Source organism: Murimonas intestini (assembly GCF_024622195.1).
Taxonomy (GTDB): Bacteria; Bacillota; Clostridia; order Lachnospirales; family Lachnospiraceae; genus Murimonas; species Murimonas intestini.
The window spans coordinates 70302-87514 of the sequence record NZ_JANKBI010000009.1 but is presented as its reverse complement, the minus strand read 5'-3'; the positions used below and the strand labels follow the sequence as shown (position 1 = coordinate 87514).

The following is a 17213-nucleotide window of genomic DNA, read 5'->3' as shown; positions in this document are numbered from 1 at the left end:
CAGGACATGAGCAAAATGAAAGCGGGCGTAGTCTATGGGATGAATGATATACGCTATGACGATATCGAAAAGCCTCAGGCAGGCCCGGGAAAAGTACTGATCAAGGTAAAGTATACAGGGATCTGCGGCTCTGATGTGCCAAGGGTGAACGGAGATGCATGTCATTTCTTCCCGAATGTGCTGGGCCATGAGTTCTCCGGCACCGTGGAAGAGGCCGGGGAAGGAGTAACCTCCCTGAAGCCGGGAGACAGGGTTGCGGGAGTTCCTCTTGTGCCGTGTATGGAATGTGAGGACTGCCAGAAAGGAAACTATTCTCTGTGCAAGCACTACAGCTTTATTGGCTCCAGGGAATTTGGAAGTTTTGCAGAATATGTGGTGGTTCCCGAAAAAAATGCAGTAAAATTTGATGATTCTGTCAGCTTTGAGCAGGGCGCGTTCTTCGAGCCTGCCACTGTGGCGCTGCACGGGCTTCAGAGATGCGATTACACGGGCGGAAAGACCGTGGCTGTCTTAGGCGGCGGTACAATCGGCATGATGACTATGCAGTGGGCAAAGATATTCGGGGCACGGGAAGTAGTTGTATTCGATATTGTGGAAGAAAGGCTTGAGCTTGGCAGGCGCCTTGGGGCAACTGCATGCATAAACACTCTGGAAGAAGGCTTCATGGACAAAGCCATGGCCCTCACAGGCGGAAGAGGCTTTGACTATGTATACGAGACAGCAGGCAATACCATTACTATGAAAATGGCATTTAAACTGGCAGCCAATAAGGCTGAGGTATGTTTTATCGGGACACCTGTAAAGGAATTGTCCTTTAGCGTATCCGAGTGGGAGAACATGAACAGGAAAGAATTCAAGCTTACAGGTTCATGGATGTCATACAGCGCGCCCTTCCCCGGTAAGGAATGGGAGCTGGCGGCACATTATTTTAAGACAGGGGATCTTAAATTCGATGATTCCTTTATCTTTTGCAAAATGCCCCTCAGCAGGATAGCTGATGCATTTGAGATGTATAAGACACCTGGTACTGTAAAAGGGAAGATTTTAATCGACAGTGAGAAATAAAATAGTAACTATTCAGCAGGTCTGTGCATTTACTGCACAGACCGTGAGAAAATGATTCAAGGGTGCAAAAATCCCATTGCCGGAGGCGATTTTAAATGGATTTTTGCATGTAACTGTGAAGGTACTGAACAGTTACATAAAATTAATATAGAATATAGGAGGAGTCAAAATGACAACCGTAGATTTAACTAAAGTGCCTGTAAGAAAATTATATACAGGTGAAGAGATTCCATGTATTGGAATGGGAACCTTCGGTTCCGACCGTTTCACGGCAGAGCAGGTATCGGCAGCAGTTGCAGGCGCTATCCGCGCGGGTTACCGTATGTTCGACTGTGCAGCATGTTATGAAAATGAGGATATGATCGGTGATGTTTTCAAAGCGGCTTTTGATGAAGGTGTGGTAGAAAGAAAAGACATGTTCATCATGACAAAGGTATGGAACGATATGCACAGAAAAGTCAGGGAAGCGCTTGAAAAAAGCTTAAGTGACCTGAAGCTGAAATATGTGGATATGTACTTTATCCACTGGCCGTTCCCGAATTACCATGCGCCAGGTTGTGATGTGGATTCACGCAACCCGGATTCAAGGCCGTTTTCTGTGGAAGAGTTTCTTGATACATACAGGCAGTGCGAGGAATTAGTTGATGAAGGAAAGATCCGCTATATTGGAATCTCCAATATGACGATCCCGAAGCTTGAGGCTGTTCTCCCTAAAATGCGTATCAAACCGGCAGCCTGCGAGATGGAGCTTCATCCGTGCTTCCAGCAGCAGGAACTGTTTGACTACCTTGCGGCAAGAGACATTCAGCCTGTAGGGTTCATGCCTATCGGTTCCCCCACAAGGCCGGAGAGGGATATGATGCCTGAGGATATCGCGGATATCCAGACACCCGAGATGCAGGCCATCGCTAAGGCACATGGCGTACACCCGGCAGTTATCTCCCTGAAATGGGCAGTGCAGAGGGGCCAGATCCCAATTCCGTTTTCTATCCATGAAAATGAATATGTGAGCAATCTGCAGTGTACAACAGAGGATCCTCTGACAGAAGAAGAGATGGCGTCTATTGCAACTCTCGAGAGGAATAACCGCCTTGTAAAAGGACAGGTTTTCTTATGGGAAGGTGCAAACGACTGGCATGATCTGTGGGATGAAGATGGAAAGATCGTAGACTGTACAGACTGCTGATCAGTGGAAGTGAGCTGCTGACCATGTTCTGACAGGCAGAAGTGCCGGTTCCCGGGGATGTGTCCCCGCACAGGGAACCGGCATTTTAAATGCTGTATCCGGAGAAAAGAATATATTCCGGAAGTCAGAGTATAGATTTGGAGGAAAGAAAATGATAACAACAGTGACCTTAAATGTAGCGGTCGATAAAGCTTATACTGTAAAAGAACTGAACAAAGGTGAGGTAATGCGTGTTCTCCAATGCTCCAACACGGCAGGGGGAAAAGGCCTGAATGTGGCTAAGGTGGTAAAGCTATGCGGTGAGGAAGTGCTTGCAACCGGATTTGTGGGAGGACATAATGGCGCCTATGTAGAGGATCTTTTAAAAGAGAAGATGGTTCCCAGCCGTTTTGTACATGTACCGGGTGAGACCAGAAGCTGTATCAATGTTCTGGCAGAAGACGGAAGCTCAACGGAATTTCTGGAACCGGGTGAGCCTGTAAGACCCGAAGACGTACAAAATTTTCTGGACCAGTTTGATGAGATCATACGGGAAAGCAATGTGGTGACCATTTCCGGAAGTATTCCCAGGGGAGTCCCGTCAGATATCTACGGGAGTCTGATAACCAAGATTAAAGGAGCCGGAAAGCAGGTGATCCTGGATACCAGCGGAAAGCTTCTGGAAGAGGGCGTAAAATCCCGCCCTACAATGATCAAGCCGAACGATGATGAGATAGAAGCCCTGCTTGGGGTACCTGTCACAAACAGGGAAGAGATCATAGAAGGAGCCGGGAAGCTTCAGAAGATGGGGATAGAAATAGTAGTAGTATCCCTTGGCAGTGACGGTGCTCTGGTGGTGACAGAAGATGGTGTGTTACAGGGAAAACCTCCTAAGATCGAAGTTGTAAATACTGTGGGATGCGGTGATTCAATGACAGCAGCTTTTGCAGTGGGACTCTCAAGAGGGTATTCTATAGAAGAGACGCTCCGCTATGCAGTAGCTGTATCAGCGGCCAATGCCATGACTATGCAGACAGGAAATTTCAGGCAGAAAGATATGGAAAGAATTCTTCCCGAGGTGGAAATCAAACGGATCTGAGAAAGGTATACCTCAAGGATAAGTATATTTTTAAATATAAACTTCTGACATATGTATCAAATTTTAATTAAAGTTTGATACTATTTGTCAGAAGTTTTTTTTGACCAAAAACCTCATTCCCTATAGTATGTGAATATTTTGCAACATTATTTTATGGAGGAGAATTGATGATGGAGAAAGAAAAATCATATGCATCTCACTTGGAAGGATTTAAAGACAGCCTGCACAGAAATGAGAAATCACAGGCAACTATTAAAAAATATACAAGAGAAATTGGACAACTTATTGATTATCTGAACGGCAGGAAAATCACAAAAGATCTGCTGATTGATTACAGGGAGTATCTTCAGAACCTGAATCTTGTCCAGACAGTGAATGGAAAGCTGTCAGCTATTAATGCGTTTTTAGAATATATGGGGCTGCAGTGCTGCAAATTAAAATTATTCCGGGTCCAGCGGGCGGCATTTGTAGATGAGAAGAGAGAATTGACGGAGCAGGAGTATAAACGTTTGCTGGATGCCGCTAAGAAGCAGGACGATGACCGCCTGTACCATCTGATGCTGACTATCGCGGGAACAGGCATACGTATCAGCGAGCTGAAGTTTATTACCATAGATGCCCTTGAAAAGGGGCAGGCCAAAATATATCTGAAAGGGAAAGGCAGGACTATCCTTCTGCAAAAAAGCCTCAGGACACGGCTGATGAAATATGTAAAAGGGCAGGGGATCAGGGAGGGATATGTTTTTCAGACAAAGAGCGGAAAGCCTCTCGACAGGTCTAATATATGTCATGACATGAAGAAACTCTGTAAGCTGGCAGAAGTGGAACCAGGCAAAGTATTTCCCCACAACTTCCGCCATTTGTTTGCCCGTACTTTTTATGCCATCGAGAAAAACCTGGCTCATCTGGCAGATATTCTGGGTCACAGCAGCATAGAGACAACGCGTATTTATGTGGCGGCCAGCGCCAAAGCATATGAAGAAACTTTAGATAAGATGTGTCTGCTTTTATAAAAAAACCACAGAATTCTCATTCTGTGGTAGTTCCGCATCAATTAAATGGATACATAAAATCATTATAAAAGATTTTAAGATAGAATACAAGAATTATTTGTCGAAAAATTATATTTTCATAACAGTTTTGCCAAGATTATGTCATAAATACTTTTCCAGAAGATCCCAATCCGGTCTGAATATAGCACGAGCAGGCCTATAGAAATTTTTATTTCTGTAGGCCTTTCTGCAGATACGCAAAAATGACATTTATAACCGGCTCTCAGGAAAATAATTCAGGCGCTTACCACAGAATGAGAATTATGTGGTAGGGCAGATAAAACAAGGTTCCAGATAAGCTGCAGACGCTGTAGGGAGATGATATATAATGACAGGATTAAAGGTAAGAAGAAAAGATATTTATACTGCCCTGCTCACTGTTTTAGAAGCAGTTAAAAATAAACGCCGCAGCCTGAACAAAAGGATGGAGCAGCATTATTCTCCGGTACGGCTCGCATTTGCGTCGGCTGTAGTATGCATGCTGATCATGGTGCTTATGCTCTTTATTTCACCGTATCTGGGAGTTGCCAACGACAGCATGGCAAATCAGAAGATGAAGGGGTTTGGCCTGGATTACCTTGAGAAAGATACAGCACGGGAAGACAGCTTTCAGTCAAATGAATATTTTATTAAAACTTATGAATCCGTACATGCGGACGGGCAGGAATTTACAGTACATACATTATTTGTAACAGCTGCCAAAGCTGTTGATTCTTTTTTTACAGGAGACAATCTTTTTGATATCCGCTTTTTAGGCGCTCTTTATGGGATATGCTGGCTGCCGGGAGTATTTTTGCTTATAAAGTCAGCCCTGGAGAGGGTGAAGTACTTTTCTGAGGGAGTGGTTCTCTCAGTAGCCGGAGTACTAATATTTGCGGATGTAAGTTATCTGACATATTTCAATTCTCTATATACAGATGCGTTGATTTATATATGCATTCTGTATGCTGCAGGCGCTTCACTGGCCCTGCATAAAAACAGCAGATGGAGTCCTGCGTACATATTGATATTGACAATCTCAGGGACTGTCTTTTGCTTCATCAGCAGAAGATGCTTCCTGGCAGGAATACTTTTAGCTTTCTTTTGTATCCTTCAGATCAGAGTTTTTCAAGAATACCGTTTTAAGAAGATGCTCATCATGGCGGCAGCCGTCCTTTTAGCAGGTTCAGTTGTGAGTTTTTTTCAGTGTACGGAAGAATTTGACGAAACTGGCAAATTCCATGCCATGACAAGAGGAGTTCTGCTCCAGTCCCCCAACCCTGTGGAAACGCTGGACAGTTTTGGGATAGATGCTTCGTATGCTGTTCTGGCTGACTGCTCCCTGTATGATTATTATCCTGTGTCAGAGATAGAGAATCCGCTGTTGCATGAGGAATTTATGGATAAATATACTACGGGAGAGATTGCGCTATATTACATTAAGCACCCCGGTGCCATGCTTTCCATGTGGGATCTGGGCGTTAAATCTGCCTTTAACCTTCGCAGGAGTTACTGCGGCAACTATGAGAGCAGTACAGGAATGCCTGCTATGGGAAAAAGTATTTTCTGGTCGGCATGGAGCATCTTCAAGGAGAGATCCGCGCCAAAGACTATAGGTTATCTGGCCTTGCTTGTTGTCGTATTTTCTGCAATGTCGGGGAGAAAAGTATTTAATAAAAGAGTAGTCAGGAGATGGGACTATGTCTATTTTACAGTAATGGTTATCTTTTTATTGATTGGAGTAGTGGACATCACTTATGTAATGTTAAAGAGTGGTGACACGCAGCTGGTACAGTTTAATATGGTCATGGGAGTGAGCATGGACATTTTATTTTACTATGTACTGGCTGAAATCCTGCACAAATTAAATATACTGGAGGCCAGAAATGAAGAAAAAAGATGAAAATCAGGCAAATTTGATCATCAGGACAAAACAGGCGGAATCAGTGCTCCAGGATGTGGGCCTGCTGGTATTTCTGGGAGGAATACTGGCCGGAGCGCTTGTGATCGCCGCATCTGAAGGAGATGCCAGGATAGAAAATGTGGTGATGTTCTTTGTGCTGGGAGCGGGCATCCTTCTGGCATCTTATAAAGCCAGGTACATAGCTGTCGTGCTGGGATCTGTACAGACTTTATTTTATACAGTCTACAAAATTTATCAGGCTGTTGCAAACGGTGTGGAGATTACATGGATGTCATATATATGGCTGGTACTTCCGCTTTTATGCATTGCCGCCATGCTGGTGTTTATGCAGACAACTTATAAGACTGAGGTAATGACGGAAATGCTGGAGGAGCAGCTCAGAAATATGGTCCTGGTGGACGTTGTGACAGGGCTGTATAACCTGAAAAGTATGTACATGGATTTGGAAAGACAGATGGCTTACAGCAGAAGGAATCAGCTTAAGCTGTCCCTGATGATCGTGGAGCTGCGGTATGTCCAGGAACTGCGGTCTATATTAAATGCCGGACAATTTGATGAACTGAAACGGAGGATGGCGGAGGCAATAGAAGATTCCGTCAGGCTGGAAGACCGTCTGTATGCCATTGATGCTTCCGGCTCCATCGGGATCATCTGTACATGTGACAGGGGCGGCACTGAAATTATGAAAAGCAGGATATTGAAGAAGATGGGAGACAGGGAAACTTTTGAAGATATTCTGGACAGGGCGATCAAGGTGGAAATTAAGACAGGGTGTTTTGAATATGACGAAGAGAAGGTATCTAATGCGATTGAATTTAAGCAGAAGGCAGAAAATGAACTGCAGTACGATGTTTAAGAGGTTACCTGTACTGGCGGTGCTGCTGTGGCTGATATCAGCTGTGCTGGTACAGGCAGAGGAGGAGCGGGAGTATCTGCCGGCCGGTGAAGCTGAGATACTTCTTGTGCATAATGAATCCCCTTCAGATGATGAAGCGGAAGACATTGAATATATCAGCATGCTAGCCAATGCATTGAACAGGAGCCTTGATTTTGGAACACCAGAGCAGTGTGCGGATATTGTCTCCAAATACAGTTATATCATCTGCTATGGTCTGGATGAGGTTCCCGGGAAATTTATGGAAGAGTTAGGGGACTATGATGGCAGTCTGATGGTACTGGGCAGCGCCTTCATGGAAAAATATCTGACAGAGACAGGACAGGCAGCGTTTTGCGCAGGCAGGGAGACTCAGGAAAAGGGAAAGCTGGAATACTGCTTCTCCGAAGAGAACAGATTTGAAGAGCTTGTGGAGATCAGGGGCATGAGAAAATTTTTGGAAGAAGGCTACACAAATGGTGAGATTACAGCAGGAAATAAGTCCTACCCATTTTGTTCCCAGGTGGGAAATGTAAGGTTTATACCTGTCACTGATTTTTCAGGAAGTCTTGCCAGGGCGGCCCTTATGCAGGAAATCGTACAGTGGATGTGGCCCTATCTGGATTCTCCGCCGGATTATGCCCAGTATTTTGTACTTGACAAGGTTTATCCGTTTATGAGTGCAGAAAAATTAAAGGAGAGGGTTGATATCCTGATTGAGTCGGGCATACCTTTTGTGATTTCTGTTATGCCGGTCTTGCAGAATACGGAATTTCCCTCCATGAAGCAATTCTGCCAGGTGCTGAGCTATGCCCAGGCAAACGGCGGAGCAGTTATCTTAAATGCGCCTGTGATACATAAAGCAGATACAGATATTGATGAACTTTATGAAAAGCTCACTGATATGACTGTGGCATATACGGATTATGGAGTATATCCTCTTGGGATTGAAGTACCTTTAAGCTGGACAAATGATGAGACATATCTGAAAGTCCTGCAGAGATACAGGACGGTATTTGTCTGTGATGACGGCAGCAGCAGCGGATTTGACCTGGATTCCCATAAGAATTCTCTTTATTACAATTATCACCAGCTGGTACTGCCTCTGATCGGGCTGGACAAGACTGGGACTTCCTATCTAAAATGTTACTCTTCTGCCCTGTATCTGGATTCCTGTGAAGAGACAGGGGTCCTGGAAGAAAAAATAAAAAACTGCAGGGAATCTTCAGTACCGTTTAAAAATCTGTGGGATATGAACCACAGTGTATGGGCGAATGATTTTTGGATGAATTATGAAGACCGTATCCTGAGCATCAATGGAAAGGAGGCTGTCATTGAATTTCAGCCGGAGGCATTTGATGAGGATTTTGATTATGGAAGGAATATCATACAGAGGATAACAGTCAGCCTTCAGAACCAGAATAAGATCCTGATGGTTTTAGTCGCGGCAATAGTAGTGATATTTGTATCATTTATTATATATGCAAGAAAGAGGAACAGAAGGAATTTTTTCTTTGATGATAAGAGAGAGTAGGGAAGGATATGTCATTTATAGATTTATTATCACTTTTTGCAATTATTGCGATCTGGCTCTTAATGATCATGAATGTGATCCTGTCAGTAGGAGGCTTTATCTACTATATGCAGGTAGGAAAAGGCGACGGCAGGATACCCCTGGAAAAATATCCAATGGTAAGCGTCCTTGTTCCTGCCCACAATGAGAGTATTGTCATTATGCGAACAGTCAGATCCCTGCTGAGATTTACTTATCCGAAAGAGCTTTATGAGATCATTGTGATCAATGATAATTCAAATGATAATACGTCTGAAATGCTTAAAGGGCTTCAGAGGGAATTTCCGGGGCATAAGCTGATCGTTATCAACACAGGCCCTGAGGTGGGAGGAACAGGTAAATCAAATGCGCTGAACATTGGGTTTTCCATGGCAAGAGGTGAGGTGATCGCAATATATGATGCCGATAACACGCCGGAACCAGATGCATTGACAATATTGGTGGAAAACCTGATGTCTGATGATAAGCTGGGGGCTGTCATAGGAAAATTCAGGACCAGGAATAAATATGCATCACTTCTCAGCCGTTTTGTGAATATTGAGACACTGGCATATCAGTGCATGAATCAGGCGGGCAGGTATTTTTTCTTTAAGCTTTGTACGATACCCGGTACGAATTATGTAATACGCAGGAGCATTATTGAAGAAATCGGAGGCTGGGACACCAAGGCGCTTTCGGAAGATACGGAGATCAGCTTCCGTCTGTACAGGATGGGATACTACATTAAGCAGATGCCGCTGGCGGTCACATGGGAGCAGGAACCTCATCTGATGAAAGTTTGGTTCAAACAGAGGACAAGATGGGCCAAAGGCAATATCTACGTGCTGCTGAAAAATTTCAGATATGGCTTTGACAAAACTGCCGGCCCCATGAGACTTGATGTCTTCTATTACACGATCGTATATGTACTGATGCTGTCTTCACTGATCATATCAGACATTATATTTTTCAGCGGCATACTGGGGTTTGTCCATATTACGCTGGGAGGATTTTCCTCTTTACTGTGGGGGATGGCTATCCTTGTTTTTGTAGTAAATATTATGCTCACCCTTGTAACAGAAAAAAATGAATTTTCACTGGAGTCGGTGATCCTGTCATTTTTAATGCTTTTTACATATGCAAAGCTTTGGGTATTTGTAGTGCTCAAGGCGGTCTGGCTGAGTATCACAGATCAGGTATTCCATAAAGAAGTGATGTGGGACAAGACAGTGAGGTATGTGGAGATGGCAGCGTCAAAGGAAGATGACCAGGACATGGAAGATTTTTTGGATAAGAAATCAAGGAGGAAGAAAAATGGCAAGAAGTAAAAGCGGTTTCGCCATAGCAGCAGTGCTTTTCCTTTTATCAGTAATACTGGTATCGGGAAGAGATGTATATGCGGCAGCCCAGGATACGCCCACAAAGGAAGAGGCGCTGGGGGATATTATGGATTCAGATCCGGAGGATGCTTTAGAGGCGAACACTAAGGAACCCGATGTGAGCGCTGAAAACCATAAGGATTTTGAATACAGCGATGATATTGTTCTGAGCGGTATATTTCAGACGAACACTTATTATTTCCAGGTCCCGGATTACTGGGACAGCGAATACGCATATGCCAGGATACAGGTAGAACTTAGCCAGATGATACAGGACGTCCCGGCTTCCCTGACGTTTATGGTCAACAATGTCCCTGTCACTTCTTATAAAATGGATTACCAAAATGGGAAGACACAGACGCTGTATGTGGAGATCCCCATTGAAATGATAAAGGAAGGCTATAACAGCTTCGATGTGACAGGGTATGCCAGGATCTATGATGAGGAAGGATGTATTGATGATTTTTCAGGGGCTAACTGGATAAGCATCCGCAAGGAATCTTTTATTCAGGTAGGATATAGCTTAAAGGATCATGATCAGATGATATCTTACTATCCGTACCCGTTTATATCTACAGTTGATGAGTCGGGAAGTTTGGCATATATTGCCGTATCTGACGCAAAAGATGAGAAAGAGCTGGAAGCGGCGCTGATGGTGAGGGCCGGTCTGGGAAGCAGGACTGATATGGAGGATGATATTTCACTCGTCACTTATTCTTCGCTTCCGTGGGATGAGGGAAATAAAATCATCATATCACTTTTTGACAGCCTGGACGGGGAACTGAAGCAGGCTGTGCAGGAAGGGCTGAATGGCAGAGATCTGAAAGAGCAGGCGATGGTGAAATTCATGGCGGATAAAAACGGCAATCCGCTTCTACTCATCACATCGGAAGACGGTGACTGCCTTGTGGAGGCAGTCACCATGCTGCTGGATGAAGAACGTGTGTCACAGGAAAAAACAAGCCAGACATTTGTTAAAAAGGGGAGTGCGCAGATCATCAGGGAATCTTCGGCAAAGAGTGATATGATAGCCGGCAGGTATACGCTGGATGCACTGACTGAAGAAGGATTGAATTTTATAGGGCCATTTCATCAGACAGCTGATATTTATCTGCCGTTTTCAGGCGGATATGTGCTGGCGGATTCAGGAAAAGTAGTGCTGAAATTCCGCTATAGTGAGAATCTGGATTTCCGCCGTTCTATGGTGACTGTTTATTGGGGAGACGTGCCGGTTGCCAGCAAGAAACTGACGCAAGAGAACGCGGACGGCGATGAACTTTCCTTTACTATGCCCGAAGATGTGATTGGCACATATGCCGGCAAGATATCAGTGGCATTTGATCTGGAACTGCCGGAACTGTTCTGTACTCCAAGGATGGACCAGATGCCGTGGGCGTATGTGACAGAGGATTCTGTTTTCTATCTTCCTGTCGGTGTGGAAAGTAATTATTCATTATCCACCAGGCCGTATCCTTTTGAGATATCCTCTATGTTTAATGATCTTCTTGTTGTGATCCCGGATGAGATAACAGAGGAGGAATTAGATACATTAGGCCATATCATAGCTCTGTATGGGGAAAGCATCACTCCATATGGGGATATACAGGTAAAAAGGGCAGGGGAATTAGGTACCGGGGAGGAGAAATCCCATAACATCATTACAGTTGGAAATTACAATGATAACAGTCTTATACAGGAACTCAACGGTCAGCTGTATTTTAAATACAATGAAGATGGGACAGCTTTCCAAAGTAATGGCCGGCTGGTGCTTTCAGATGATTATGCCGGGAAGATAGCTTCTCTGCAGCTGCTCTATTCACCGTATGCGGACAACAAGGCCATACTTGTGGCAGGGGCATTAAATGATGAGACCTTGTCAAATATAAAATCCTTTATCAGTAAAGATGAAAATGTGTGGAAGCTGGAAAAGGATACAGTGCTTATAGATGATGAACTGGAAATCAAGACATTTGAAATGGCAGCTGTTGAAAAGAACAGAAAGCAGCCTGTTCTGAAGACGATTTTTGAGAATAACAGGGATTCTGTGATTTTCGCTGTTGCAGCCACATCTGTTATGCTTCTGCTTCTGCTGGCAGTAGTCTTAATACTCATACGTATATACTGGAGGCAGAGAAAGAAATAGCATACACCAAGCTAAAAGTAAGAAAGGTCAGGTTGCATATGGAACCCAGAAAAAATGTATTCAGCTATTTTGTGATCATCCTTTATATAACGGCGGTATTATACACCTTGATCAGCGGAGTGACTGCGCTGGGGGAAGGGCAGGAATATCCCTATCTGCTCCAGGGGGTATTTCTTGTGATGCTTCTGGCAGTGTGGCTGGCCCTGAACGGGATCACGGGGATGCTGGCCAGATTTGATATAGGTAACCGCCTGAAAGCCAGGGAGCAGGTTCTTAAATATGCGGAGGCGGCTGTAGTAATTCTTGTGCTGGCGGCGGGGTTTATCATCCGTATAAGATATCTGCAGTCAATGCCTATGGAGCCGGAATCAGATTATAAGACTTATTATGAGATTGCTGATTTGATAAACAGAGGGACTTTGTTAAAGGAAGGGCCGGGATACTGTGACTATATAGCTATGTTTCCACATGTGTTCGGCTATCCGTATGTGCTGGCAGTTTTATTCAGGATATTCGGGACAAGTGTACAGACCGCCCAGTATTTTAATGTGGTTCTGGCCATGGGTACTGTATTTCTGGCATACAGGACAGGAAAAGCTGCGGGAGGAAGGATATGCGGTTTGTCTGCCCTTTTCCTGACAGCATTCTGGCCGTCTCAGATCCTTTACATCAATATGGTTGCAAGTGAATATTTATTTTCATTTTTGCTCATGCTGTGTCTTTATCTTTTTGTGAAAACAATAAAAGAATATCCGCCTGATACAAAGAAGCCCGTGAGAGGCGTACTCCTGCACTTTGCAATTGGGGTATTGCTGGCTGTGACGGCAGCGGTCCGCCCCATGGCGCTGATCCTTCTGATAACGATCGTGATCTGCATACTTCCGCAGAAAATGCGCCTTCCGGTAAAATTGCCCAGCGATCAGCCACTGTCACTTCGGATACTGGGAAAAGGGTGGATGAGATGCCTTGTTATTGTTATTACATATTTCTGTGTCTCTAATTTCTTTTCCATGGGTATTTCTTATACCATAGATCAGAAGACCGCCTCCGGGACGTCCTCCTTTGGCTATAACCTCCTGGTCGGATTGAATGAAGAGTCATATGGAGGCTGGAACCAGGAAGATGCTGATTATCTGTATGGCGCCATGGAACAGACGGGCAGCGCCACCCAGGCCCATATAGCCTGCCGGGACCTGGCTCTGGAAAGGCTTAAAAACCCAAAGGGAATATTTAACCTTTTCGTACATAAATTCCAGGCATTGTGGGCTAATGATGACTATGGGAGCACCTGGAATATTTTATTTATGGACCAGCAGGGAACACTCACCCCTGCCCGGGAAAAATTTCTCTATGGAGTCCGTGATATAAGCAACTTATTTTATTTAACATTAGTGGCGCTGGCCGGGGTAGAAGGGATATTTTTGTGGAAGCGGGGAAACGGCATCACTTTTCCGTTCATCCTGATCTTTGTGGGAACTGCGGGGATGCATCTGTTTGTTGAGAGCCAGAACCGTTATCACTATCACGCGCTGTTTATGTTTGTGCTGCTGGCAGGATTTACGATAAAAGAAGTCTATGAAATGAACCGCTGCAAAGTGCTGGCTTCCCGGGAAGAAAAGGAACGCTGTCTTCTGGAAAAGCAGGAAGATGAGAAAAAGATGGAAGTTCTCTTAAATGAGGAAGAGGAATTGAAAAAGCGCAGGGAAGAAGCTATGAGATGCGGTTTTGATATGATGGATGCATTGAAAAAGGGATATGTCACTGTCAGCGTATCTGAGGCATATGAAAAGGATGGGACGCCTGACCCGTCAGAGCCGGATAAGGAAAAGGAAGATGGACAAAAAGGTTAGATCAGCGGAAAAAATATGTATAGCAGCCATTATTGTTTTAGCAGTTATTGCGCTTGCATGTATTGCCATTTTACTTACAGGCAGAGAAGAACAGCCCACAGAGACGGAGAAAACAGTACAGAAAGAGACAGAAGGGGAAAAGAAACTGACAGAGGAGAATGATTTTCTGCCTTCTGGTGTACTGTACGGGGAAAGATTGCCGGTCACTGAATTCACAGATGGGACGGGAGAAAAGAAAGAGCTGTCAGAATACCAGGGGAAAATGCTTGTTATAGCTTTCTGGGGGAGCTGGTGCAAATATTGTGAGCAGTTCCTGGAGCATTCTGAAGAATTCAGGGAACTGCTTGAGGAGCGAAAAGATACAAATATGGTATTGATCGATAAACTGGACCAGGATAAAGGTGAGAGCAGAGAAAAAGTCCGGGCCCTGCTGAGTGAGAAAAAGGTTGGGCTTGAGTGTCTGTATGACGAAGGGCTGAAAGCTTATAAGGCATATGGAGTTAAAAGAATTCCCACTGTGATCGTGCTGGATGATGAGGGTATCGTGAGATATGCAGCAGCAGATGTGCCAGAGAGCAGGGAAGCTCTGGATTCAGTACTGGATTATGTAAAATATGGGGGGAGTGAAGCAGCAGAAAAGTTTATAGCCAGCCAATTGTCCGGGAGCGAAGGCGGAATCTATACAAATTACAAGGGAAAATCAGGTACTCACCCCACAGGACATGATGTCCTGAGTGAATCCCAGGGGCTGATGATGGAATATGCTGTCTTAGCGGATGATCAGGGAGCTTTTGACAGGGCGTATGATTTTCTGAAAGCAAATATGTATGAACAGGGGATATTTTCGTGGTATGTGACTGCAGATGGAAAAAAGGCAGGAGCGAATGCGCTGCTGGATGATCTGAGGATCTGCAGGACACTGTGCATGGCAGAAGAGCAGTGGGGAGGCTACATCAAAGAGGCAGAAGAGCTGGCGGATGCCATACTTAAATACAATGTGTACGGGGACAGCATGAGCAGTTTTTATGATTTTTCCCAGGAAAGCCCGGGGAGTGTTATCTCCCTGTGTTATGGGGAATTGGATGCTCTGGGGAGGCTTCAGGAGCAGAATAATAAATGGGGGGAGCTTAAGGATAGGATGGCTGCTATTGTGCAGGACGGATATATCGGTGATGGATTTCCTCTGTATTTTTCCAGCTATGACTATGACAAAAAGAAATACAGCCAGGACAGCATAAATACAGCTGAGGCACTGATGACCCTGTATCATCTGGCAAAAGCCGGGCTTTTAAAGGAGACTTCGGAGGAATGGCTCCTGGAACAGCTGGAAGGAGACGGGCTGGCTGCCAGATACAATGTGGATGGTACAGTGGTCCCGGGATATGACTATGAAACGACAGCTGTCTACGCAATTGCAGGGCTGATTGGATATGAAAGCGGGAATGCCGGGATATATACAAGAGCGCTGCAGAAAATAGAGCAGAACCGGGTATGGGATACAGGAAGCAGTTTTTATGGAAGCTTTATGAACCAGGAAGCCGGTGACGATGTTATCGCATTTGACCAGTTAATGCCATTGATTTTATATGGATATTCTAAAGACGTATTATTCGGAAGCTAAGGAGGGGGCATATGTTATTCAATTCCCTGGATTTTTTGATATTTTTTCCTGTTGTTACTTTGATCTACTTTTTGATACCGCATAAAATACGGTATATCTGGCTTCTGATCTGCAGCTATTATTTTTATATGTGCTGGAATGCGGCTTATGCTTTACTGTTATTTACATCTACAGCCATAACATATGCCAGCGGCCTGGCTATACAGGCAGCCGGAAAACATGAGGAAAATGATCCGGAACGGCTGAAAAGCAAAGGGTTTGTGGCAATTTCCTTTATATTAAATCTTACAATCTTAATATTTTTTAAGTACACAGGCTTTATTATTGATAATTTAAATCTGCTGTTTGGCAGGTTCGGTATGGAACTTGTTATTCCGAAGTTCGATATCCTTCTTCCGGTGGGAATCTCCTTTTATATTTTTCAGGCATTGAGCTATACGGTGGATGCCTACAGGGGAGATGTGAAGGTAGAGAGGAATTTCCTTAAATATGCAGTTTTTGTCTCTTTTTTCCCTCAGCTTGTTGCAGGACCGATTGAGAGGTCATCACGTCTGCTGAACCAGTTTAATGACAGGCACAAGTTTGATTATGACCGCGTCTGCAAGGGCCTGATGATGATGGTATGGGGATTCTTTCAGAAAATGGTGATCGCGGACAGGGTGGCAGTGTTTGTGAACCAGATATTCAACTATTACAATTATTATTCAGGACTGGAGATTTTCATAGGAATGCTGTTTTTTGCAGTCCAGATATACTGCGATTTTGCAGGTTACTCTAATATTGCATTGGGCGCAGCGCAGGTGATGGGATTTGATTTGATGCAGAATTTTACACAGCCGTATCTGGCCCGTTCAGTAGCTGAATTCTGGAAGCGATGGCACATTTCCCTCACCAGCTGGTTCAGGGATTATCTCTACATTCCTTTGGGGGGAAACAGAAAAGGAAAGTGGATAAAATACAGAAATATTATGATCATATTTTTGACCAGCGGGCTGTGGCATGGGGCCAGCTGGACATATGTGATCTGGGGAGGGCTGAATGGAGCGTTTCAGATAGTTGGAGCCCAGACACTGAATCTGAGGAAGAGGATAAAAAAAGCAGCAGGCATACGGGAAGAAAGCTGGAGCTATAAAATGCTGGCCACAGTAATCACATTTCTGCTTGTGGATTTTACATGGATATTCTTCCGGGCAGATAATATAGAGGCGGCATTTTCACTGATCAGGCAGATGTTTTCCGGGTTCAGGCCATGGATCTTGATCGACGGGAGCCTGTATGCAATGGGACTGTCATTCATAGATTTCTGGATTGGGATGATCGCCATAGCTGTACTGCTGGCTGTTGATATATTGCACAGCAGGAATATACATATACGTGAATGGATCGTAAAACAGAACCTGTGGTTCCGCTGGGGCATTTATCTGCTGGCTGTGTATTCCATTTTGATTTTTGGGTATTACGGTCCAAATTTTGATGCCACACAGTTTATTTATTTCCAGTTTTAAGAGGA

Annotated in this window: 12 protein-coding genes; all 12 read left to right on the top strand. The window is 44.4% G+C overall.

Annotated elements, in window-relative coordinates; translation table 11 throughout:
- Positions 1-15 precede the first annotated feature (15 nt).
- Positions 16-1065, top strand: a complete 1050-nt coding sequence (locus NSB28_RS13905; RefSeq protein WP_109747471.1) for a galactitol-1-phosphate 5-dehydrogenase — start codon at positions 16-18, stop codon at positions 1063-1065.
- 169 nt (positions 1066-1234) lie between these two features.
- Positions 1235-2251, top strand: coding sequence for an aldo/keto reductase (locus tag NSB28_RS13900; RefSeq protein ID WP_109747397.1), 1017 nt, complete (start codon positions 1235-1237; stop codon positions 2249-2251).
- A gap of 151 nt (positions 2252-2402) precedes the next feature.
- Positions 2403-3329: a 1-phosphofructokinase gene (gene pfkB / locus NSB28_RS13895; RefSeq protein WP_109747398.1), complete on the top strand. Its 927-nt coding sequence runs from the start codon at positions 2403-2405 to the stop codon at positions 3327-3329.
- Positions 3330-3496: 167 nt separating this feature from the next.
- Positions 3497-4342 (top strand): tyrosine-type recombinase/integrase, encoded by an 846-nt coding sequence (locus NSB28_RS13890; protein WP_306812193.1) that lies wholly within the window; start codon positions 3497-3499, stop codon positions 4340-4342.
- Positions 4343-4709: 367 nt separating this feature from the next.
- Positions 4710-6263 (top strand): glycan biosynthesis hexose transferase WsfD, encoded by a 1554-nt coding sequence (gene wsfD / locus NSB28_RS13885; protein ID WP_109747400.1) that lies wholly within the window; start codon positions 4710-4712, stop codon positions 6261-6263.
- A complete protein-coding gene (locus NSB28_RS13880) occupies positions 6247-7140 on the top strand; it encodes a GGDEF domain-containing protein (protein ID WP_109747401.1) in 894 nt (297 codons plus the stop codon). The genes wsfD and NSB28_RS13880 overlap by 17 nt, the downstream gene beginning before the upstream one ends.
- Entirely contained in the window at positions 7118-8692 is a 1575-nt protein-coding gene (locus tag NSB28_RS13875) for a DUF2334 domain-containing protein (RefSeq protein WP_257497832.1), read from the top strand. The genes NSB28_RS13880 and NSB28_RS13875 overlap by 23 nt, the downstream gene beginning before the upstream one ends.
- A gap of 8 nt (positions 8693-8700) precedes the next feature.
- On the top strand, positions 8701-10038 hold the full coding sequence (locus tag NSB28_RS13870) for a glycosyltransferase family 2 protein (protein ID WP_109747403.1): 1338 nt from the start codon (positions 8701-8703) through the stop codon (positions 10036-10038).
- Positions 10025-12232: a cellulose biosynthesis cyclic di-GMP-binding regulatory protein BcsB gene (locus NSB28_RS13865; protein ID WP_257497833.1), complete on the top strand. Its 2208-nt coding sequence runs from the start codon at positions 10025-10027 to the stop codon at positions 12230-12232. Before NSB28_RS13870 ends, NSB28_RS13865 begins: the two co-directional genes overlap by 14 nt.
- A 38-nt stretch (positions 12233-12270) precedes the next feature.
- Positions 12271-14082: a glycosyltransferase family 39 protein gene (locus tag NSB28_RS13860; RefSeq protein WP_109747405.1), complete on the top strand. Its 1812-nt coding sequence runs from the start codon at positions 12271-12273 to the stop codon at positions 14080-14082.
- Positions 14066-15703 (top strand): glycosyl hydrolase family 8, encoded by a 1638-nt coding sequence (locus tag NSB28_RS13855; protein WP_257497834.1) that lies wholly within the window; start codon positions 14066-14068, stop codon positions 15701-15703. The genes NSB28_RS13860 and NSB28_RS13855 overlap by 17 nt, the downstream gene beginning before the upstream one ends.
- Positions 15704-15714: 11 nt before the next feature.
- Positions 15715-17208 (top strand): MBOAT family O-acyltransferase, encoded by a 1494-nt coding sequence (locus NSB28_RS13850; RefSeq protein ID WP_109747407.1) that lies wholly within the window; start codon positions 15715-15717, stop codon positions 17206-17208.
- Positions 17209-17213: the final 5 nt, after the last annotated feature.